Genomic DNA, 21,823 nt, shown 5'->3' on the forward strand with positions numbered 1-21,823 from the left:
TTTACAGACGATGAAACTTAGGATAGAGGCGCGAATTTCAAGATGAGCGGGGCGAGGCTGCCAAAGCCGATGAACCCACGCGAAAGGGGAAATCGCCGAAGGGGATACTTTGGCAGAGTATTCGCCTGGTCAGCATGCAAACAGTGTGCGGACTGTCATCAGATTCTGATGGAGAGCTATCGACCTTTGAAAAGCGGCGCGCGCTGCTTTAAAATCGAGAAGCGCCACAATACTCTGATGACCGGTATTTTACCGGCTTTTTTATTACGCAGATATTTTTTCTTGTTCCTTTCATATATTATTTAGGAGGCCTGTTCTCATGAAAAATTATCGGGTGGGAATCGTCGGCGCGACCGGAATGGTTGGACAGCGTTTCGCCGTCCTTTTGGAAAACCATCCCTGGTTTACTGTAACCGCACTGGCCGCGAGTGAGCGGTCGGCCGGCAAAACCTACCGGGAAGCGGTCGGGAAACGCTGGCTGATGACAACCCCTATGCCGAAAAACTTGGAAAACATGGTAATCATGGACGCTGAAAAAGACAAGGACAAAATCGTGGAAATGGTGGATTTTGTCTTTTGCGCAGTCAATATGGAGAAACAGAAAACGAGAGAGCTGGAGGAGATGTATGCGAAGTCAGAATGCCCCGTCGTTTCCAATAACAGCGCGAACCGCCTGATTCCCGACGTTCCGATGCTGATTCCGGAAATCAACCCGGGGCACGCGGATATTATTCCGTTCCAGAGAAAACGGCTCGGGACAAAGCGCGGATTTATTGCCGTAAAGCCCAACTGTTCCATACAGGCTTATGTCCCTGCGGTTACACCCCTCCTTGATTTGAATGTGACAAAGATCCTTGCCTGCACCTATCAGGCGATTTCAGGAGCGGGCAAAACATTTGAAACCTGGCCGGAGATGGTTGACAACGTCATTCCGTTTATTGGAGGCGAAGAGGGAAAATCCGAAAACGAGCCGATGAAAATCTGGGGCCGCATTGAAAATGGCGCGATCGTCAACGCCGCCGCCCCCAATATCACAACGCAGTGTCTGCGTGTTCCGGTCAGCGACGGTCACATGGCCGCAGTGTTTCTGTCCTTCGAAAAGAAAATCCCCATGGATGAAATGATCGACCGATGGAATCATTTTAGCGGAGAGCCGCAGAAGCTTGCTCTCCCGAGCGCTCCCAAAAAGTTTTTGTATTATTTCCGGGAGGATGACCGGCCGCAGACTCGCCTGGACCGCAATCTGGAAAACGGCATGGCGGTTTCGATCGGACGCCTGCGCCCCGACAGCCAGTATGACGTAAAATTCGTGTGCCTGTCCCACAACACGCTTCGCGGCGCGGCCGGAGGCGGGGTTCTGATGGCTGAATATCTCTGTTCAAAGGGATTTATGGATGAATAATACTGCCAAAACCGGGAGGTAGATTTTTTATGAAAAAGCTTGTATTTACGGGTTCCGGCGTTGCATTGGTCACTCCGATGAAACAGGATGGCTCTGTAAATTACGATGTCTTGGAGCGTCTTGTCGATTTTCACCTTCAGAATGGAACCGATGCGATCGTTGCCTGTGCCACGACGGGCGAATCCCCCGTTCTCAGCCACGAGGAGCATTGCAGAATTGTTGAACTGATCGTTAAAAAAGTTCAAAAGCGGATTCCGGTCATTGCAAGCTCCGGAAGCAATGACACCCAATATGCCGTCGAGCTTTCACGCTCGCTACAGGACATCGGAGCGGACGCCCTTTTGCTGATTACGCCATATTATAATAAAACGTCTCAGACTGGGCTGATCAGACACTTTCATTATATTGCGGACCGGGTCGATCTCCCCATGATTCTCTATAATGTTCCATCCCGGACCGGCTGCAATATTCAGCCGGAAACTTATCAGGCAATTGCGGAGCATCCTAACATTGTCGGTACGAAGGAAGCGAACGGGGATTTACCCGCCTGTGCGAAAACGATTTCGCTCTGCGGGGATAATCTTACGGTTTACTCCGGAGAAGACAATCAGACTCTTCCGATTCTTTCTTTGGGAGGCAAGGGCGTCATCTCAGTTGCCGCAAATATTGTTCCAGAAGCAATGAAACAAATTTGTACCGACTACTTGAACGGAAATGTGGAAGCGTCGCGCAAATCCTTTTTAAATTATCTGGAACTGATGGACGCGCTCTTTTGGGATGTGAATCCCATTCCGGTGAAAACCGCTATGAATTACATGGGATTCAACTGCGGCGACTGCCGCCTCCCGCTCACCGGCATGAGCGGCGAGCTGAATGAAAAGCTCCTGAGGGTCCTAAAAAAATATCAGCTGATCAAATAATCAATGTAATTCAAAATAAAGGACGACTGAAACTGAAATGACAAGAATCATTCTGAGCGGCTGCGGCGGTGCCATGGGCAAGGTCGTTTCCAGTTGTGCCGCGGACCGAAGCGATATCGATCTTGTTGCGGGAATCGATCATCACGCCGATCAGGACCTTCCCTATCCGCTTTATTCATCCCCGGACAAGGTAGACAGAAAGGCCGATGTCCTGATTGATTTTTCCCACCCAACGCTGCTGTATCCGCTTTTGGAGTTCGGTAAAAAAACAAAGACTCCGCTTGTCCTCTGCACGACTGGATATGACAAGGAGCAGGTTCGGGCGGTGGAAGACGCTTCACGTGAAATACCAATCTTTTACTCGCGCAACATGTCTCTGGGGATCAATTTATTGATCGAGCTGGCCAGGAAAGCGGAAAGTGTTCTTGGCACTGGTTTCGATGTCGAAATAGTTGAGGCGCATCACAACCAAAAAATCGATGCGCCCAGCGGAACAGCCCTGATGATCGCAAACGCTGTGGCCGATGTTTCCGGCGGGCAAATGCACTATATGTATGACCGTCACTCCCAAAGGAAAAAACGTTCCGAAAACGAAATCGGAATTCATTCGATCCGCGGCGGTACCATCGTTGGCGAACATAAGGTCGTCTTTGCGGGTCCACATGAAATTCTTACAATTTCACACTCCGCACAGTCAAAAGAAATTTTTGCCCATGGAGCGCTGAATGCAGCCATATTTCTTTCACGTAAAGGAAAAGGGCTTTACTCTATGGCCGATCTCATTCGACAGGAGGATTGAAAATGAATTTGTCGCCTACAATCGCCACCGCCAATGACATTACGCTGATCACTCTTCAAAAATGCCCTTCCGAACTAAAGTTTATCGCTTATATTTTTCAAAGCATCGCCGGCTTTGACGTCGATGTGGATATGATATCCCTCGCACCGACACAAGGCGCCTATACTTCCGTTTCCTTTACGATTCCCGACGCCCATCTTGACAAGATCCTGAGCTTTACATCCGAACTCCGAAATCAAAACCAAATCAGTGCCGTTGTCAGCAGCGGCAATTGTAAAATATCCGTTTATGACGCCGGAATGAAAGACACACCGGGCATGGCTGCTGAAGTTTTTGAAGTGGCATCCTCTGCGCAGACGGATATTCGGCTCATTACCACGTCTGAAGTGGATATCTCTCTGCTTGTCACCGCCGCTGATTTTCAGGAAACTTTGGACGCTTTGAAAAACAGATTTCATAAATCTTAAAGAGATTTCCGTTAACCTTCAATCGGGAAGGCTTATTGCGGCCCCTCACATTCTTAATGTGAGGGGCTTTTTCGAATATAAACACCGATACGAATGTTCAGTTGATTTCTATTTTTGCATTGCAATCCGACGACGCAAATGCTACAATCGAATTTGGAGAAGCGAATAAAAAGAACCGGCAAGAACCCAGTTGCACTGTCACAATCATTGGAAGAATGAATAAGAATCCAGACTTTAAGTTTCGGAGGAGATGTTTGATAATGAAAACAGTGTTTTTGAATGCTCAAAAAATGGATTTTGACGAAAAGCTTGATTTTTCTGCCGTTATGCAATGCGGACCAATGGAAATCTATCCGTCGAGCGAAAACGATGAAATCATCGAGCGGGTTCAGAGCCACAATGTGGTGGTCACGAAGGAAATGCCGGTCGGAAGGGAAATGATCGGGAGGTTTCCCTCCTGCGTGAAAATGATCTGCGAAGCGGGAACCGGATATAACAATATCGATATTGCCGCGGCAAAGGATAAAGGAATTTTAGTCTGCAATATTCCAAGTTACAGTACGGATGCCGTCGCACAGCTCGCCATCACGTTCGTTTTGGCATTGAGTTCCTCCCTGACAAAACAGCAAGTCATGCTGAAGCAGAAAAATTATGATAATTTTTACCAATTCCTTGGTGTGCCGCACTCGGAAGTCAGCGGAAAGACTCTCGGTGTGATCGGTACCGGACATATCGGTCAGCGGGTCATCCATTCGGCCCGGGCGCTTGGGATGAATGTTCTGTGCTACAGCCGGACCAAAAAAGAATGGGATGACCCGAAGGTCAGTTCCGTAAGGCTTGAATCTCTTCTTTCAAAAAGCGATTTCGTGACGATCCATTGTCCGCTTACAAAAGAAACGACTCACCTGATCAACAGGGAAAAATTCGCTCTTATGAAGCCCTCGGCTTTTCTGATCAACACTTCCAGAGGCGCTGTTATCAATGAAACCGATCTGATTGAGGCTTTGAAAAACGGAGTGATTGCCGGAGCGGCACTCGATGTCCTTGAAAAAGAACCTCCGGAAAAGGACAATCCGCTGTTCTCGATGGAGCAGGTTATTCTGACCCCGCACATCGGGTGGAAATGCATCGAAACAAGGCAAAGGCTGATTGACCTGATTGCGGAGAACATTCAGGCGTTGATTAGCGGAAAACCAATTAATGTGGTGAACTGACTTAATTGCACGGTGGGCAAGTTGCAAGGAGCCCGGAAATCGCTGTAACGCGGTTATCCGGGCTTCTTAATGCTATTATTCCCACTCAATCGTAGCCGGGGGTTTGGATGTAATATCATAAACGACGCGGTTGACATTCTTTACTTCGTTAATGATACGGCTGGAAACCTGTTCGAGCACTTCGTAGGGAATCCGCGCCCAGTCCGCAGTCATGAAATCAGTGGTCGTTACGCCCCTGAGCGCAACCGTGTTGTCATAGGTCCGGCCGTCTCCCATCACACCGACACTTTTGATGCCAGTCAGCACGGCGAAATATTGGTTGATTTTTCTGTCGAGCCTTGCCCTTGCAATTTCCTCACGGAAGATGGCGTCCGCTTCCTTGAGAAGAGACAATTTTTCCGCCGTGACCTCCCCCATCACGCGAATGGCAAGCCCGGGCCCCGGAAACGGCTGGCGCCATACCAGAGTATCCGGAAGACCGAGCTCGGTACCGACCCTCCGGACTTCATCCTTGAACAGATAGCGAAGAGGTTCCACAAGCCCGGTAAAGCCGATCTCCTTTGGCAGCCCGCCGACATTGTGATGACTTTTGATCACGGCCGCATTCCCGGTCCCGCTCTCCACAACATCAGGATAGATCGTCCCCTGGCACAGAAAATCGACGCGCCCGATTTTTCCGGCCTCTTCCTCAAATACACGGATAAACTCTTCACCGATGATCTTACGCTTTTTCTCAGGCTCCGAAATGCCCTCTAAACGCTTCAAAAAACGATCCTGGGCATTCACGCGGATCAGATTCATATCAAACTGGCTGCGAAATACATGTTCAACCTCGTCGCCCTCGTCCTTCCTTAAAAGGCCGTGGTCTACAAAAATGCAGATAAGCTGTTTTCCGACCGCGCGGTGAACCAGTGCCGCCGCGACGGAGGAATCCACGCCGCCCGAAAGCGCGCAGATCACTTTTTTATCTCCAATGGACTGTTTCATCTGTTCAACCGCAGTCTGGATAAAAGAATCCATTTTCCAATCCCCGGAGCAGCGGCAGACACCATAAAGAAAATTGTGTAAGATTTCTTTTCCGTGAACGGTGTGTTCAACTTCCGGGTGGAACTGTGTGGCATAGAGTTTTCGTTCCGCATTCTCCATGGCAACCACCGGGCAGCTCGAACTGACAGCCGTGATGCGGAAACCCTCCGGCGGGGTTTTAATATAAACCGTATGGCTCATCCAGCAAACCGATTGTTTTTCAATTCCCTGAAACAATTCGGAATCCGCGGTGATCTGAAACTCTGTTTTTCCGTATTCGCGGATTGCAGCGTTGCCGGTTTCTCCGCCAAGGGAAAATGCAATCAGCTGAGCGCCGTAGCAGATACCGAGGATCGGAATTCCGAGGTTGAAAATTTTTCTGTCGCATTTCGGAGCACTTTCATCATAGACGTTATCCGGCCCGCCGGAAAAGATGATTCCTCTGTATCCGGCGGCAGCAATTTCTTCAGCAGGCGTGCGAAAAGACTTGATTTCACAGTAGACATGCTGATCGCGCACCCTGCGCGCAATCAGCTGACTGTATTGTCCGCCGAAATCCATGATTAAGACAGTCTCTTTTTGTTTCATACGGCCATTCTCCTTACTCAACGGTAACTGACTTGGACAGATTGCGCGGTCTGTCAATATCGCATCCTCTCAATGAAGCGATATCGTATGCAAGCATCTGAAGCGGGACAATCGCAAGTGACGGCATCATCATCTCGCAGATTTCAGGAAGATAGTACTGGTAGTCGGTTTCTTTCTCAAACTGTAGGTCGTTTTTGGACGTCAAAGAGAGGACGACAGCTCCGCGCGCCTTGACTTCTTTGATGTTGCTAATGACCTTACTGGTAAGGCGGCCCTGAGTAGCCGGGGCAACAACCAGAGTTCCTTCTTCAATCAGGGAAATCGTTCCATGTTTCAGTTCTCCCGCGGCGTATGCCTCGGAATGTATGTAAGCAATTTCTTTCAGCTTATGCGCGCCTTCAAGCGAAAGGGCATAATCCAGATTTCTTCCAATAAAAAAGATATCCTTGCAGTTATAAAATTTTTTGGCAAACTTTTTTACCATGTTCCGTCCGTGAAGAACCTCTTTAATTTGATCAGGAAGAATTTTCAATTGTGAAATATAATAGGCGTACTCCTTCGGGGAAAGGAATCCAAGGAGATCCGACAGGTAAATGGCAAGAAGATAAATCACCGCCAATTGTGTGCTGTAGGCCTTTGTTGCCGCAACCGCTGTTTCCGGGCCGGCCCATGTGTAAATCACATCGCTTGATTCGCGGGCAACGGAGCTGTCAATTGCGTTGACGATTGAAATCACGCGGGAACCATGCCTTTTTGCTTCCCTTAGAGCCGCGAGGGTATCCGAAGTTTCCCCGGACTGGCTGATAACGAGGGTAAGCACGTTTTGATTGATAATTGGGTGGCGGTAACGAAATTCGGAGGCCACATCCACTTCGACCGGAATCCGCGTGAACTGTTCCAGAATATATTTCGCGGCAACACCAGCATGATAAGCAGAACCACAGCCGATAATTTGGATTCTCACAATATTTTTCATCTGCTCCTGCGTTAGAACCATCCGGTCCAGCACGATTTTTCCATTCTGAATTCTGGGCGATATGGTATCGCGGACGGCCTTTGGCTGCTCCATGATTTCCTTTTCCATAAAATGGCTGTATCCGCTTTTTTCGGCAGCCGCGATATCCCAGGAAATATGGGTAGTTTTTTTGGGGATCGGATTGCCGTCCAAGCTGCGGATTTGAACGGAATCCTTTTTTATGATTGCCACTTCTTCTTGTTCCAAGCGGTAGACGTCCCGTGTTTTGCCCAAAATGGATGGAATATCGGACGCGATAAAATTTTCATTTTTTCCAATTCCGACCGCAAGAGGACTGTCCTTGCAGAAAGCGATGATCCGGTCGGGACAGTCACGGCAGAGGACGGCAAACGCGTAGGAACCCTCGATTTTTTGAATCGTTTTGAAAACGGCCTCAAGAATATCTCCCTCATAAAAAAATTCCAGCAGCTGGGCGGCTACTTCCGTATCCGTATCGGAGATAAAGTGAAACCCAATATCGGTTAAGCGATTCTTCAGCACACGATAGTTTTCAATGATGCCGTTGTGGACAACGGCAAACATTTCGGAGCCGCTCGCCTGCGGATGCGCGTTCACGTCCAGCGGCTTGCCGTGCGTCGCCCATCGGATGTGTCCAATCCCAACGGTACCCGAAACGTCGGTCCCATAATGTGTTTTTTCTTTCAGAACTTTCAGATTTCCCCTTGCCTTCGCTATTTCAAGAGAAGACCCATTGTAAACGGCAACGCCGGCTGAGTCGTATCCTTTGTATTCCAGCTTTTCCAGTCCCTGAAGTAAGATTGGGGCGGCCTGTTCCCCGCCCGCATACCCGACGATACCGCACATGGAGGATTCACCTCTTTCAGAAATTCCGTTAAAGAAAGAAATCCAAAACGCCGGCAAGGCGGGCTGCACTGGCAAAACCGCCGGGCCGGACATTTCAGGTCCCTATTGAGATTAAGAAAATTAACGATACAGGATATCTTCACGGGACGGGCCGTTGGAGACCATGTGAATCGGCACCCCGATCTCTTTTTCCGCAAACTCCACATAATTGCGGGCATTTTCCGGAAGGTCCCCGTAGCGCCGGATTCCACGGATATCACATTTCCAGCCCGGCAGCCTTTTCAGAATCGGTTTGCATCGCTTGAGATCCGGCGTGGTCGGGAAAGAATCGATTTTCTTACCGTCGAGCTCATAGGCGACACAAACCGGAATTTCATCCAGATATCCCAACGCATCCAGGACGGTAAAAGCGATGGAAGTGGCGCCCTGAACGCGGCATCCATAGCGCGAAGCGACCAGATCCAGCCAGCCCATTCTGCGCGGACGTCCCGTGGTAGCCCCAAATTCTCCGCCGTCTCCCCCTCTGTTGCGCAATTCGTCGGCTTCTTCCCCGAAAATTTCGCTGACAAATTCCCCTGCGCCAACCGCGCTGGAATATGCCTTTACAACTGTAATGATGTTTTTGATTTCATAGGGTGGAACCCCCGCTCCGACCGCACCGTAGGCAGCCAGGGTGTGCGAAGAAGTCACCATCGGGTAAATTCCGAAATCGGGGTCTTTCAAAGCGCCGAGCTGGCCTTCCAGAAGAATATTCTTTCCCTCACCGACGGCATGATAGAGAAATTCAAAAGTGTCCGCCACGTATGGTTCCAGTTCCCGCCTGTACTTTTTCAATTGTTCCATAAGTGCATCCACAGTCAGCTTCGGCTGGTGATACAAATACTCATAATAAACATTCTTCAGCGTCACGATCCGCTCCGCCTTTTCCCTCAGATCCGCCTCATCCCCAAAAAGCTCGCTGATCTGAAAGCCGATCTTTGCGAATTTGTCCGAATAAAACGGGGCGATTCCGGACCGTGTGGAACCGAATGAACGGGAGGAAAGCCTTGCCTCCTCAAACGAATCGAGCTGGATATGGTAGGGCATGACCAGCTGCGCCCGGTTTGAAACCATGATCTTCGGTTTCGGAACACCGCGCTCCTCTAAAGATTTCAATTCCGCAATAAATTTTTCCGCACTCAGGGCAACGCCGTTCCCGATAATATTGGTGGTATGATCATAGAATACTCCGGATGGAAGCTGATGCAGGGCAAATTTGCCGTAATGGTTGATTATGGTATGGCCCGCATTGCTGCCTCCCTGAAAGCGAATCACGATGTCAGACTTCGCAGCTTCCACGTCCGTGATTTTGCCTTTTCCTTCGTCTCCCCAGTTCGCACCAACAATCGCTGTAATCATTTTCTCACTCCGCCGCGCCGCTACGGTAAAAACTTACTGCCCTGCGGCCGGATTTAAGGCAGCATCCACACAACCTGTTTATCATAACATAAACGGACTGCAAAAACAAATGGTTAAACGGTAATATCGGCCTTAATTTCCTTCATCTGCCCGTATCGTTCCAGCGCGGGCTGGACGATTTCGCGGAGAAAGTCCTCCGTTTGCCGGGGGGCCCTTCCCACAAATTTCTCAGGGCTGACCGTCCGGTCCAGTTCTTCCCTGGTAACTCCGAAAGCGGGGTCGGCGGCGATCCGGTCCAGGAGATCGTTCTCTCCGCCCTCCTCTTTGACGATGCGGGAGGCCGCCATGGAATGCACCCGGATGCGCTCATGGAGCTGCTGGCGGTCGGCGCCGCGCTTGACGGCGTCCATCATGATATTTTCGGTCGCCATAAACGGCAGTTCCCGGTTCAGGTGCTGTAAAATCACTTTTGGATAAACGACCAGCCCGTCCGCCACATTCTCATAGAGATTGAGAATTCCGTCCACAGCCAAAAACGCCTCCGGAACGCTGATCCGCTTGTTCGCCGAGTCGTCCAGCGTGCGTTCAAACCATTGCGCCGCTTCGGTGATGCAGGGATTCAGGCTGTCGACGATCACATAGCGCGCAAGGGAAGCAATCCGCTCGCTGCGCATCGGATTCCTCTTGTAAGCCATCGCGGAGGAACCGATCTGATTCTTTTCGAACGGCTCCTCGACTTCCTTTAAGTGCTGAAGAAGGCGGATGTCGTTGGAAAACTTCGCGGCGCTTTGGGCAATCCCGCTCAAGACGGCCAAAATGCGGCTGTCCAGCTTTCTGGTATAGGTTTGCCCGGAAACGGCAAAGCAAGCCCTGTAGCCCATTTTCTCCGCGATGAGGTCATCCAGGCGCTTTACCTTTTCCTGGTCGCCGTCGAAAAGCTCCAAAAAACTCGCCTGCGTGCCTGTCGTCCCCTTGGAACCGAGCAGCTTCGACTGGGAAAGCAGATATTCCACGTCGTCCAGGTCCATCAGAAGGTCCTGAATCCAGAGGGTTGCGCGCTTCCCGACTGTGGTCGGCTGGGCGGGCTGAAAATGAGTAAACGCCAGCGTCGGCAGATCCTTATATTCCAGCGCAAATTTGGAAAGGACCCGGACCGTGCCGACCAGTTTGTTCCGGACAAGCCGGAGAGCTTCCGTCATTACGATAAGATCCGTGTTGTCGCCGACATAGCAGGAGGTCGCGCCAAGGTGGATGATCGGCTCCGCCTTCGGACACTGCTGTCCAAAAGCATAAACATGGGACATGACATCGTGCCGGACGATTCTTTCGCGCTCTTCGGCCACTTTGTAGTTGATATCGTCCTGATGGGCGGTCATTTCATCGATCTGTTCCTGGGTAATGTTCAGACCAAGCTCTTTTTCCGCCTGTGCCAGGGCGATCCATAGCCTGCGCCAGGTGCGGAACTTTTTATCCGGAGAAAAAAGATAACTCATTTCCTTACTGGCATATCGTTTGGAAAGAGGTGATTCATAGCTGTCTTTCAATCGTTTCGGCCTCCATGCAGATTACAGCCGTTTGATCGGCATGCAGTAATCATAATTTTTCTTGGCAACCAGATAATCCGGAACTTCAGCCGGATATTTTCCCGAAAAACAGGCGTCACAGCAGCCGCTGCACCCGATCCCTGAAAGGTCAAGCATCTTCGGCAGATTTTCAAGCCTTAGAAAATCGATTGAATCCGCGAAGCTCATCTTCCCGATTTCTTCAACGCTGTGGTGACAGGCGATCAGATCATCTTTCGAGGGAATATCGGTCCCATAGTAACAGGGCCACAGGAACGGAGGAGAGCTGATTCTCAGGTGAACCTCTTTCGCGCCGGCCTCCTTGAGCATGGACACAATGCGCGCGCTGGTCGTGCCGCGGACGATGGAATCGTCCAGCATAATGACGCGCTTCCCTTTTACCGCGGTGTGAAGGGAATTCAGCTTGATCCGCACGCTGTTTTCCCGTTCCGACTGGCTCGGCTTGATAAAAGTCCGCCCGATGTAGCTGTTTTTGACGATCCCTTTCTGATAGGGAATACCGGATTCTTCGCTGTATCCGATCGCCGCGTCGATTCCGGATTCGGGGACGCCGATGACGATATCTGCGTCGACCGGATGTTGTCTGGCAAGAAGGCGCCCTGCTTTTTTCCGCGCCTCATAGACGCTGATCCCGTCGATCACGCTGTCCGTTCTGGCAAAATAAATATACTCAAAGACACAGAGCGACTTCTTTGCCGTCACCTCGTCCCGGATGGAACGCAGCCCGTTTTCATCGGCCACAACGATTTCGCCCGGCAGCACATCCCGCACAAATTCCGCGCCGCAGGCGTCAAGCGCACAGGTTTCGGATGCAAACACATAGGAGTTGTTGATCTTACCGATGCAGAGAGGGCGGAATCCGTGAACGTCGCGCACGGCAATCAGCTTCTGCGGGCTCATGATCACCATGGAGTAGGAACCGTGGACCTTTTTGACGGCGCGGTGAACGGCTTCTTCAATGGAAGGCGCCTCGACCCGTTCCCGCGCGATCATATAGGCAAACACTTCCGTGTCGATGGTAGTTTGGAAAATGCTGCCCTGTTTGGCAAGCAGCTGATGTAATTCGTAAGCATTTGTCAGATTTCCGTTATGCGCGATGGCAAGAGTCCCCTTGATATATCGCATGACCAAGGGCTGCGCATTTTCACGCACGCTTGCCCCCGCCGTGGAATACCGGACATGACCCACCGACATCTGCCCCTTGAACCGGTCGAGAATTTCGTGATTAAATACTTCCGTAACCAGACCCATGTCCTTATAGTAGGAAATCACACCCCGGTCGTTCACTGCGATGCCGCAGCTTTCCTGCCCTCTGTGCTGGAGAGCAAGAAGGCCGTTGTAGGCCGCATAGGCGGGGTCCAGAGTGCCGTCGGAATAAACGCCGAACACGCCGCATTCCTCATGCGGATGTCCGAAATCAGGTTCCGCAACGGAACAGTTCAAAAGACCACCCTCCCTTTCTTTACAGTCCGATCCGTTCCATGACCTCTTGATAGGCTTCTTCCACTCCGCCCATGTCGCGGCGGAACCGATCCTTGTCCAGCTTCTCGTGGGTGTGAACGTCCCAGAAACGGCAGGTGTCCGGGGAGATCTCATCCGCGAGGATGATTTTGCCGTGATAGCGCCCGAACTCCAGCTTGAAATCGATCAGCTCAATATTGACCGACAGGAAAAATTCTTTCAGAATTTCATTGATCTTCAGAGCGAAAGAGGAAATTTCGTCGACTTCCGCCTTCGTTGCATATCCAACAGCCAGAACGTGGCTCTCGTTGACCATGGGGTCGTCGAGCTCGTCGCATTTATAGCTGAACTCCAAGACGGGGCGCTTCAGTTCCATTCCCTCTTTCAAACCAAGCCTTTTTGCCATGCTTCCCGCGGCCTTATTGCGGATAATCACTTCCAACGGAACGATTTCCACTTTTTTAACCAGCGTTTCACGGTCGCTGAGCTGTTCCACAAAATGGGTCGGGACTCCTTTTTCTTCCAGCAGCTTGAAAAGATAGTTGGACATTTTATTGTTGACAACGCCTTTTCCGGTAATCGTTCCCCGTTTCTGGCCGTTAAATGCGGTCGCATCGTCCTTGTAATCCACAATGCAAAGATCCCTGTCGTCGGTCGCGAAAACCTTTTTTGCTTTTCCCTCATAGAGCTGTTCCAATTTTTTCATTTTCTTTTCCTCCAGACGGTTAAATAAAGTTCAAAAAAGCGGAAACTTTCGTAATATCGATGACGGACAGCTTCATGCTGTCCACATGCAGCGCGCAGTTCAGGAACGCGTTCGCCGTGTCGAGCGAGGTCAGGCACGGAATGCCGGCCTCGACGGCGTTCCGGCGGATCAGGTATCCGTCGCGCTTGTGCTCGTCCACTTTGGACGGGGTGTTGATGACCAAGTCGATTTCCCCGGAAATGATATGATCCAGAATGTCCGGTTTCCCCGCCCCTACCTTTTTCGTCCGGATGGTGGGAATACCGTTGTCGTTCAGAAAATCGGAGGTCCCCTTGGTGGAATAGATCTTCCAGCCCAGGTCGTAAAGGCCCCGCGCGATGGGCAGCATTTCCTCCTTGTCGCCGTCTTTTACCGTAAGTATGACGTGGCCTTTCTGGATCATGTGGACTCCCGCGCCGTAAAAGGCTTTGATCAGCGCCTCGTCGTAAGTATGCGCGATGCCGAGCACCTCGCCGGTTGATTTCATTTCGGGTCCAAGATTAACATCCTGCCCGTACAGTTTTTCGAACGAGAAAACGGGCATCTTGATGGCAATGAGGTCTCTTTCGTGCTGAAGCCCGTAATGATACCCCATCTCGGGGAGTTTTTTCCCGAAAAAGGCTCTGACGGCAAGCGGGACGATCGGAATGCCGGTGACCTTGCTGATATAGGGAACCGTGCGGGAAGAGCGCGGATTCGCCTCAATCACATAGACCTCATCATCCCTGACGATATACTGAACGTTCAGAAGACCGACGACATGCAGGGCTTTCGCAAGGCGGCGCGTGTATTCCACAATCCTGTTCTGCATTGCCTTCTCCACGCCGATCGCGGGGTAAACGGAAATGCTGTCCCCGGAGTGGACACCAGCGCGTTCGATATGCTGCATGATGCCGGGGATAACCGAATCGGTGCCGTCACAGACGGCATCCACTTCCACCTCGGTCCCCATAATGTACTTATCGACTAGGATCGGATGTTCCTGAGCCACGCGGTTGATGATTCCGATCTGCTGAACAATGTCCTCGTCGGCATAGGCGATCTGCATCCCCTGTCCTCCGAGCACATAGGACGGACGCACCAGAACCGGATAGCCAAGCTCATGCGCCGCCGAGATCGCTTCATCGCAGGTGAAAACGGTCCTGCCGTCCGCTCGGGGAATGCCGCACTGATTCAGAATCGCGTCGAAACGCTCGCGGTCCTCTGCGGCATCAATGCTGTCGTAGGAGGAGCCAAGCAGCGGAATTCCCATGCCCTCGATGGCCTGCGCGAGCTTGATCGCGGTCTGGCCGCCGAACTGGACAACCGCGCCGTCCGGCTGTTCCAGTTTGATGATGTGATAGACGTCCTCTTCCGTCAGCGGCTCGAAGTACAGCTTGTCGGCGATATCGAAATCCGTGCTGACGGTTTCGGGATTGTTGTTGACGATGATGGTTTCATAGCCGAGTTCTTTCAGCGCCCAGACGCTGTGTACAGAGCAGAAGTCGAATTCGATCCCCTGCCCGATCCGGATGGGCCCGGACCCGATGACCAGAATCTTTTTGCGCTCTTTCTGCGGAACCGACTCGTTCCCGGTCCCGTAGCTGGAATAGTAATACGGGGTTTCCGCGTCAAATTCCGCGGCGCAGGTATCCACCATCTTGTAAACGGGCTGAATCTTCCATTCTTCTTCGAGAGAACGGATCTCCTCGACGCTTTTGCCGCAGAGCTTCGATATGGTTTGATCCATAAACTCATATTTCTTCGCCTTCAACAGCAGAGCGTGATCCAATTCCTTTTCGGCGAGTTCTTTTTCCACCTGAATGATATTATAAAACTTCTGTAAAAACCAACAGTCAATTTTTGTAATCTCATGAATATGATCAAACGAAACGCCGCGGCGAAGAGCCTCCGCCACCGCCCACATTCGCCGGTCGTCGATCACATGCAGCCTGTTGTCCAGCTCCGGATCGGACAGCTCTGCGAACTCGGCATCCATCAGGCTATATACGTTCTGTTCCAGGCAGCGGATTGCTTTCATCAATGCCGCCTCAAAGTCGGGCGCGATGCCCATGACTTCTCCGGTCGCTTTCATCTGGGTCCCGAGAATTCGTTTTGCAAAAATGAATTTGTCAAACGGCCAGCGCGGAATTTTTACAACGCAGTAATCCAGCGTCGGCTCAAAGCAGGCAAAGGTTTTTTGGGTGATCGCGTTCGGAATTTCATCCAGCGTGTAGCCAAGCGCGATCTTTGAGGCGACTTTCGCAATCGGATACCCGGTCGCCTTGGAGGCAAGGGCCGAGGAGCGGCTCACGCGCGGATTCACTTCAATTACAACGTACTCAAAGCTGTCCGGGTTCAGCGCAAACTGTACGTTGCAGCCGCCCTCCACCTTCAGTTCCCGAATGATGGAAAGCGCCGCGCTGCGCAGCATCTGCAATTCCTTGTCTGCAAGGGTCTGGCAGGGGGCTACGACGATGGAATCGCCGGTGTGCACGCCGACCGGGTCGATATTTTCCATGTTGCAGACGGTGATGCAGTTGTCGTTTTTGTCCCGCATCACTTCGTACTCGATTTCCTTCCAGCCCGCGATGCAGCGTTCGATCAAAACCTGATGGACACGGCTCCGGTGCAGCCCGACCGTGGCGATATTGATCAGTTCCTCCTCGTCGGCCGCGATTCCTCCGCCGGTCCCGCCGAGGGTGTATGCCGGGCGCACAACAACGGGATATCCGATCTTCTTTGCAGCCTCGACGCACTCGTCAATGCTTTCAGCGATGGAACTTTCCGCCATCGGCTGACGGATGCGCTCCATTGCCTCCTTGAAAAGCTCCCGGTCCTCCGCCATCCGTATCGTATTTGCGTCTGTGCCGATCATTTCAACATGGTTCTGTTTCAGAAAGCCGGATTCTTCAAGCTCGACCGCAAGGTTCAGCGCGTTCTGGCCGCCCAGAGTCGGAAGGACGCTGTCTGGATTTTCTTTCAGAATTACCTTTTTGATCGTCTCAATCGTCAGCGGTTCAATGTAGACCTTGTCGGCGATCTGGCGGTCCGTCATGATCGTCGCAGGATTGGAGTTGATCAGAACGACTTCGATTCCCTCTTCGCGCAGCGCGCGGCAGGCCTGGGTTCCGGCATAGTCGAATTCCGCGGCCTGGCCGATGATAATCGGCCCGGAACCGATAATAACGACTTTTTTGATATCCTGTCTTTTGCTCACAGACGGCTCCCTCCCATCAGGGCAATAAACTTGTCGAAAAGAAATCCGGTGTCGAGCGGGCCCGGCGAAGCCTCCGGATGAAATTGTACGGAAAAGACTTTGCCGTTTTTATAAGTCAATCCTTCAATGCTGCCATCGTTCATACTGGTAAAACGAATGTCCGCAACTGAAGGATCGACTGTGCCGCCATTTACCACATAGCCGTGGTTCTGGGAAGTGATAAAGACCCTGTTTTCAAAAAGGTCCTTTACAGGGTGATTAATTCCTCTGTGGCCGTATTTTAATTTATAAGTATCAAACCCCATGGCAAGCGCCATCAACTGATGTCCCAGGCAGATTGCAAAGGTAGGGATTCCGTATTCGTATACCCTTTTTAACTCCGAAATGGATTTTTTACAGTCCTTGGGATCTCCCGGACCGTTTGTCAGCATGATTCCATCCGGCTGAAATTCCATCATCTCCTCAAACGATGCGTCATAGGGGAAACGCTTCACGGTGCATCCGCGCCTGACGAGAGAACGGATGATATTGTTCTTGACCCCGTAATCCGCCAGTGCCACACGGACCGGGCCGTCGCCGTAAACGGAGCTTTCCCTGCAGCTGACAATCGGTACGGTAGGCTCCAGGACAAAAGACTGAACCTGTTTCTTCATCCTCTCCGGATCAATGGAATCCCCGTAAGCGACCATTCCGCGCATGGTCCCGCTTTCCCGCAGAATTTTCGTCAGCGCTCTCGTGTCAATTCCCTGCATCCCGGGAATATGGTTATTCTTCAAAAAAGTATTCAGGTCCACATCGCAGCGGAAGTTGCTCGATCTTTCCGATAAATCGTGAACAATGTAGGCGGAGACCCACGGCCTTGTCGATTCCATGTCGTCGTAGCAGATTCCGTAATTTCCAATCAGCGGATATGCCATCACAACGCCTTGCCCCGCGTAGGATGGGTCCGTGAGAAGCTCCGAGTAGCCGCACATTGCGCTGTTAAAAACGACCTCGCAGAGGGTATCGTGTTCGTCTCCGAAGCCTGTCCCTTCAAAAGTCATGCCGTTTTCCAGCGTCAGCAGTGCTTTCATTCCATCACCAACCATTCTAAATCTCTGTTTTATATCAATTTCTTAAAAATTCAGGATGCGGAAAAAGATTCAACGATGCGTTGAACCGCTTTCTGTGTGTTTTCCGTGGTGTTGAAGCTGGTAAGACGGAAGTAGCCCTCGCCCGCCTGTCCAAACCCGGAACCCGGCGTCCCGACGACCCCTGTTCTGGAAAGGAGAAGATCAAAAAACTCCCAGGAGGAAAAGCCTTTCGGTGTTTTCAGCCAGATGTAGGGAGAATTGGTTCCTCCGTAAACTTCGAATCCGGCCTGAGCAAGACCATCCAGGATGATTTTCGCATTGCTTTGATAATAGGCGATATTTTCGCGGATTCCCCGATGCCCTTCTTCGGAATAGACCGCCTCCGCGCCGCGCTGGACAACGTAGGAAACGCCGTTCATTTTTGTGGATTGGCGGCGTGCCCACAGGGCGTTCAGAGAGACACCGTTGACCAAAAGTTCTTTGGGAATGACCGTGAACGCGCAGCGGACTCCGGTAAAACCGGCCGTCTTGGAAAAACTGCGGAATTCGATTGCGCACCGTTTCGCCCCATCTATTTCATAGATGCTGTGCGGCATTTCAGGGTCTGTAATAAACGCCTCATACGCCGCGTCGTAAAGAATGACGGAGTGATGCTCCAAGGCGTAATCCACCCATTTTTTCAGCTCCGCTTTATGGATCCCCATGCCGGTGGGGTTATTGGGAAAACAGAGGTAGATCATATCCGCCGGCTGTTCCGGCAATTCCGGAAGAAAGCCGTTTTCTTTTCTGCAGGGCATATAGACGATTTTGCTCCATCCGGCTATTGGTGAATAGTCCCCTGCCCGTCCGGCCATCACGTTCGTATCAACATAGACCGGATACACTGGGTCGCAGACCGCCACGGTATTTTCCCGGTCGAAGATATCGCCAATATTTCCAGTATCGCATTTTGCGCCGTCGCTGACAAAGATTTCATCCGATCCGATCTCGGCGCCCCTGCTCTGATAATCATTTTGGGAAATTGCATCTCTTAAGAATAAATATCCAGCCTCAGGACCATATCCGCGAAAAGTTGAAGTATCCCCCATTTCCTGTGCGGCGTTTTTCATGGCATCGACAATTGCTTTTGGCAGAGGCCTTGTCACATCTCCTATTCCAAGCCGAAGGACTTCTTTTTCAGGATGTTGCTGTGAAAACGCTTCTACCTTTTTCGCAATATCAACAAACAGATAACTTGCGGGCAGCTTCACAAAATTCTCATTGATTTTAAGCAAATTCAGCCATTCCTTTCCCCGACAATTCAGAAGTATTCATTCCAAATGTATATTATATCAGATTTTCACCACGCCGTCAAAGACAAATTCCGCAGGTCCCTTTAAGAAAATTTCATCTGTTTCTTCGCCCCAGCGGATGGAAAGGTCCCCGCCTCTCAGATGTATTTTCACCTGCCGCCCGGTTTTCCGGTTCCACGCCGCAGCACAGGCCGCAGCACAGGCGCCGGTTCCGCAGGCAAGCGTTTCGCCGGAACCCCGCTCCCAAACACGCATTTTTAATTCATCCTTTCCCAGGATCTGAACAAATTCCGTATTGACGCGGTCTGGAAAGATCGGATGATGTTCAAACAGCGGCCCGATTTCCTCCAGCTTCAAAGCGTTTACATCCTCAACGAACACAACGCAGTGGGGGTTCCCCATGGAAACGCATGTGATCCGGTATTCCCGGCCGCCGACGGACAGCGGCTCGTTCAGGACCGCTTCTTTGGAAAAAACGACGGGAATTTCGGACGCTTTCCGGATCGGCGTCCCCATGTTCACTTCCACCGATGCCACCCGGCCGTTCCTAACGTCGAGGCGCAGGGTTTTGACACCGCTGAGGGTTTCAACTTTCAGAATTTCTTTCTGGATGATGCCGCGTTCATAGACATATTTTCCGACGCACCGGATTCCGTTGCCGCACATCTTTCCCCTGGAGCCGTCCGCATTATACATATCCATTTTACAGTCGGCAAGCTCAGACGGTTCAATCAGAATGATGCCGTCAGAACCGATGCCGAAATGGCGGTCGCTCAGTTTGACGGCAAGCTCAGACGGATGTTCAACGGCTTCGTGAAAACAGTCCACATAAATATAATCGTTGCCGATCCCCTGCATTTTCGTGAATTTCATTTCAGGCCCTCCTCAGGAATTCAGAATGATCAAGGCTGCCTCCGCCATCTTTTTTCCTTTATCCATACTTTTTTTCTGAATAAATCGATGCGCCTGCGGTTCCGTAAAGTTGTTCCGTTTCATCAGTAAATCCTTTGCATTTTTAATGGATTGTTTTTCATCTAAATTTTCTGAGGCCAGCTTTTTTTTGATTGTAAGTGAGGTGTAATCGGCCAAATTCAAAAACATATTCACCGTGGAAATCAGGTCCATTCTGCTGATCGGGAGCATCAGAGTTGCCTGTTCCAGCGATTCGCACATGGAGGCGAGCTGAGAACTGACTAAAAAGAGGAAATCATAGGCGGAACCGACCATCCGTGGAAGATTGACGGCAGCCATGTCCCGCAGTTTTACGCTGCACACCACAATTCCGCCGTGGTAATGTTTGCTGGTAAAATCCATCACTTGAGCGCCGGTTGTGCAGACGGTGCTGACATATAAGCCGCTTGACCGAAGAACCGCCGTTATTTTTTTAGCGTATTCCGGATTTGAATTTGCTACGACAATGCTGCTCATAATTAACAACTCCGAAGGGAAGGATAAGACGCTGGTTTTTAAAGCCGGTCCAAATAGCGGTGCAGTTCCCAGTCAGTCACAGCGGTGGAGTATTGACGCCACTCCTCTTCTTTCGCTTCGACATACTTGTGAAAAACAAGATCGCCCAGAACCTTTTTGACAAAAGGATCTTCTTTCATCATCCGAACCGCATCCCCCAGATCGGCTGGAAGCATCTCTGAATCCGCCGGTATCGCCTCAGGCAAATGCATCGAAACGACAGAGGGAGGCGGAAGCAGGTCGCGGTCGATTCCATCCATACCGGCGGAGAGAAGCAGCGCAAAAGAAAGATACGGATTACAGGTGGGGTCCGGACTTCTCAGATCAACGCGGCTGTCGGGGCCGAGCGGCGAGGGGACGCGAATCAGGGTCCCCCTGTGATGAAAAGACCAGCCCACCAGACTGGGAGCCCCTTCGCCGCCGGGAATCAGGCGCTTATAAGAATTCACCAGAGGATTTGTGACCGCGCAGATGCTTCTGATGTGCAGGAGCAGACCCGCTATGAAGTTCAGTGCGGTACGGCTCAGACCATTTTCAGAGGAGGCGTCATAAAAAGCATTCCGCCCATTGCGAAAAAGCGAAATGTTGATGCACATGCCCGATCCCGCGCGGCTAAAAACAGGTTTCGGCATAAAAGTAGCATATAGCCCGTTCTCATTTGCACAGGATTTGACCACCATTTTGAAAGTTAAAAAATGATCCGCGGCAGTCAGTGCTTCCGCTTCTTTGAAGTCGATTTCATGCTGCCCATAGGCAGCCTCATGATGGGATGCCTCGATTTCGAATTCCATCTGCTCAAGGTCCAGGCAGATGTCGCGCCTGGCATTTTCTCCCTGATCCGCAGGTCCGAGGTCAAAATATCCGGCAGTGTCGTTTGTCTCGGTGGTAGGATGCCCCAGTTCGTCCGTCTGAAACAGATAAAATTCACATTCCGTGCCGATATAAAAAGTAAAGCCCTGATCGGCAGCCCGCTTCAGAGTCTTTTTCAGTACGCATCTCGGGTCACCCGGATACGGAGTGCCGTCCGGCCCAATGATCTCACAGATCAGCCTTGCGGCCCGGCCGCTTTGCGTACTCCAGGGATAAATCAGAAAGGTTTCGGGATCGGGCTGCAAATACATGTCTGATTCCTGAATCCGGACGAAGCCTTCCATGGAGGAACCGTCAAACATGCATTGATTATTCAGGGCCTTTTCAATTTGATCGGCGGTGACCGTGACATTTTTAAAGGATCCAGGAATATCGGTAAACTGAAGACTTAAAAAATCGACATGATTGTCATGCAGCATTTGAATCATATCGTTTCTTCCCATGCACGGCATTTAGATACCTCCCGGAACAAACACATC

Annotated in this window: 17 protein-coding genes and 1 riboswitch; of the genes, 5 read left to right on the top strand and 12 right to left on the bottom strand. The window is 51.1% G+C overall.

The window, feature by feature from the left end; all coding sequences use genetic code 11:
- Positions 1–15: 15 nt before the first annotated feature.
- Positions 16–187: riboswitch (Lysine riboswitch) on the top strand.
- Between the two features lie 132 nt (positions 188–319).
- The 5 genes from asd (at position 320) to EQM14_RS07920 (ending at position 4,802) form a co-directional block, all read left to right on the top strand.
- Positions 320–1,402 carry an aspartate-semialdehyde dehydrogenase gene (gene asd / locus EQM14_RS07900; RefSeq protein WP_128742434.1) on the top strand — a complete coding sequence of 361 codons (1,083 nt, stop codon included), beginning with the start codon at positions 320–322 and terminating at the stop codon, positions 1,400–1,402.
- 29 nt (positions 1,403–1,431) lie between these two features.
- The gene (gene dapA / locus EQM14_RS07905; protein WP_128742435.1) at positions 1,432–2,322 is read left to right on the top strand and encodes a 4-hydroxy-tetrahydrodipicolinate synthase; all 891 of its coding nucleotides are present in this window, start codon (positions 1,432–1,434) and stop codon (positions 2,320–2,322) included.
- Between the two features lie 37 nt (positions 2,323–2,359).
- A complete protein-coding gene (dapB, locus tag EQM14_RS07910; protein WP_128742436.1) occupies positions 2,360–3,121 on the top strand; it encodes a 4-hydroxy-tetrahydrodipicolinate reductase in 762 nt (253 codons plus the stop codon).
- Between the two features lie 2 nt (positions 3,122–3,123).
- A complete protein-coding gene (locus tag EQM14_RS07915; protein WP_128742437.1) occupies positions 3,124–3,588 on the top strand; it encodes an ACT domain-containing protein in 465 nt (154 codons plus the stop codon).
- A 257-nt stretch (positions 3,589–3,845) separates the two neighbouring features.
- Complete coding sequence (locus EQM14_RS07920) at positions 3,846–4,802, top strand: 2-hydroxyacid dehydrogenase (RefSeq protein WP_128744282.1); 957 nt, start codon at positions 3,846–3,848, stop codon at positions 4,800–4,802.
- 75 nt (positions 4,803–4,877) lie between these two features.
- Here the strand turns inward: EQM14_RS07920 and guaA are convergent, their stop codons facing one another.
- From guaA to glnA, 12 genes are all read right to left on the bottom strand, one after another.
- On the bottom strand, positions 4,878–6,416 hold the full coding sequence (gene guaA, locus EQM14_RS07925) for a glutamine-hydrolyzing GMP synthase (protein WP_128742438.1): 1,539 nt from the start codon (positions 6,414–6,416) through the stop codon (positions 4,878–4,880).
- Positions 6,417–6,429: 13 nt separating this feature from the next.
- Positions 6,430–8,256 carry a glutamine--fructose-6-phosphate transaminase (isomerizing) gene (gene glmS, locus EQM14_RS07930; RefSeq protein ID WP_128742439.1) on the bottom strand — a complete coding sequence of 609 codons (1,827 nt, stop codon included), beginning with the start codon at positions 8,254–8,256 and terminating at the stop codon, positions 6,430–6,432.
- A 120-nt stretch (positions 8,257–8,376) separates the two neighbouring features.
- Positions 8,377–9,654, bottom strand: coding sequence for an adenylosuccinate synthase (locus EQM14_RS07935; protein WP_128742440.1), 1,278 nt, complete (start codon positions 9,652–9,654; stop codon positions 8,377–8,379).
- Positions 9,655–9,767: 113 nt separating this feature from the next.
- Positions 9,768–11,198, bottom strand: coding sequence for an adenylosuccinate lyase (gene purB / locus EQM14_RS07940; protein ID WP_128742441.1), 1,431 nt, complete (start codon positions 11,196–11,198; stop codon positions 9,768–9,770).
- Positions 11,199–11,219: 21 nt separating this feature from the next.
- Complete coding sequence (purF, locus tag EQM14_RS07945) at positions 11,220–12,680, bottom strand: amidophosphoribosyltransferase (RefSeq protein ID WP_128742442.1); 1,461 nt, start codon at positions 12,678–12,680, stop codon at positions 11,220–11,222.
- Positions 12,681–12,699: 19 nt separating this feature from the next.
- Positions 12,700–13,404 (bottom strand): phosphoribosylaminoimidazolesuccinocarboxamide synthase, encoded by a 705-nt coding sequence (purC, locus tag EQM14_RS07950; protein WP_128742443.1) that lies wholly within the window; start codon positions 13,402–13,404, stop codon positions 12,700–12,702.
- 19 nt (positions 13,405–13,423) lie between these two features.
- Positions 13,424–16,642 (bottom strand): carbamoyl-phosphate synthase large subunit, encoded by a 3,219-nt coding sequence (carB, locus tag EQM14_RS07955; protein ID WP_128742444.1) that lies wholly within the window; start codon positions 16,640–16,642, stop codon positions 13,424–13,426.
- Complete coding sequence (locus EQM14_RS07960; RefSeq protein ID WP_128744283.1) at positions 16,639–17,715, bottom strand: carbamoyl phosphate synthase small subunit; 1,077 nt, start codon at positions 17,713–17,715, stop codon at positions 16,639–16,641. The genes carB and EQM14_RS07960 overlap by 4 nt, the downstream gene beginning before the upstream one ends.
- Positions 17,716–17,765: 50 nt before the next feature.
- On the bottom strand, positions 17,766–18,989 hold the full coding sequence (locus EQM14_RS07965) for an LL-diaminopimelate aminotransferase (RefSeq protein WP_128742445.1): 1,224 nt from the start codon (positions 18,987–18,989) through the stop codon (positions 17,766–17,768).
- A gap of 57 nt (positions 18,990–19,046) precedes the next feature.
- Positions 19,047–19,880, bottom strand: coding sequence for a diaminopimelate epimerase (gene dapF / locus EQM14_RS07970; protein ID WP_128742446.1), 834 nt, complete (start codon positions 19,878–19,880; stop codon positions 19,047–19,049).
- Between the two features lie 12 nt (positions 19,881–19,892).
- Entirely contained in the window at positions 19,893–20,435 is a 543-nt protein-coding gene (locus tag EQM14_RS07975; RefSeq protein WP_128742447.1) for an ANTAR domain-containing response regulator, read from the bottom strand.
- A gap of 38 nt (positions 20,436–20,473) precedes the next feature.
- Positions 20,474–21,796, bottom strand: a complete 1,323-nt coding sequence (gene glnA, locus EQM14_RS07980; RefSeq protein WP_128742448.1) for a type I glutamate--ammonia ligase — start codon at positions 21,794–21,796, stop codon at positions 20,474–20,476.
- Between the last annotated feature and the right edge of the window lie 27 nt (positions 21,797–21,823).

The sequence above is a fragment of the Caproiciproducens sp. NJN-50 genome (assembly GCF_004103755.1).
Lineage (GTDB): Bacteria > Bacillota > Clostridia > Oscillospirales > Acutalibacteraceae > Caproicibacter.

Bases quoted from the DNA above. Each gene is read 5' to 3' on its own strand.
- purC (WP_128742443.1), bottom strand. From the start codon at position 13,404: ATGAAAAAATTGGAACAGCTCTATGAGGGAAAAGCAAAAAAGGTTTTC.
- EQM14_RS07915 (WP_128742437.1), top strand. From the start codon at position 3,124: ATGAATTTGTCGCCTACAATCGCCACCGCCAATGACATTACGCTGATC.
- EQM14_RS07975 (WP_128742447.1), bottom strand. From the start codon at position 20,435: ATGAGCAGCATTGTCGTAGCAAATTCAAATCCGGAATACGCTAAAAAA.
- EQM14_RS07960 (WP_128744283.1), bottom strand. From the start codon at position 17,715: ATGAAAGCACTGCTGACGCTGGAAAACGGCATGACTTTTGAAGGGACA.
- guaA (WP_128742438.1), bottom strand. From the start codon at position 6,416: ATGAAACAAAAAGAGACTGTCTTAATCATGGATTTCGGCGGACAATAC.
- glnA (WP_128742448.1), bottom strand. From the start codon at position 21,796: ATGCCGTGCATGGGAAGAAACGATATGATTCAAATGCTGCATGACAAT.
- dapA (WP_128742435.1), top strand. From the start codon at position 1,432: ATGAAAAAGCTTGTATTTACGGGTTCCGGCGTTGCATTGGTCACTCCG.
- asd (WP_128742434.1), top strand. From the start codon at position 320: ATGAAAAATTATCGGGTGGGAATCGTCGGCGCGACCGGAATGGTTGGA.
- EQM14_RS07935 (WP_128742440.1), bottom strand. From the start codon at position 9,654: ATGATTACAGCGATTGTTGGTGCGAACTGGGGAGACGAAGGAAAAGGC.
- dapB (WP_128742436.1), top strand. From the start codon at position 2,360: ATGACAAGAATCATTCTGAGCGGCTGCGGCGGTGCCATGGGCAAGGTC.
- dapF (WP_128742446.1), bottom strand. From the start codon at position 19,880: ATGAAATTCACGAAAATGCAGGGGATCGGCAACGATTATATTTATGTG.
- glmS (WP_128742439.1), bottom strand. From the start codon at position 8,256: ATGTGCGGTATCGTCGGGTATGCGGGCGGGGAACAGGCCGCCCCAATC.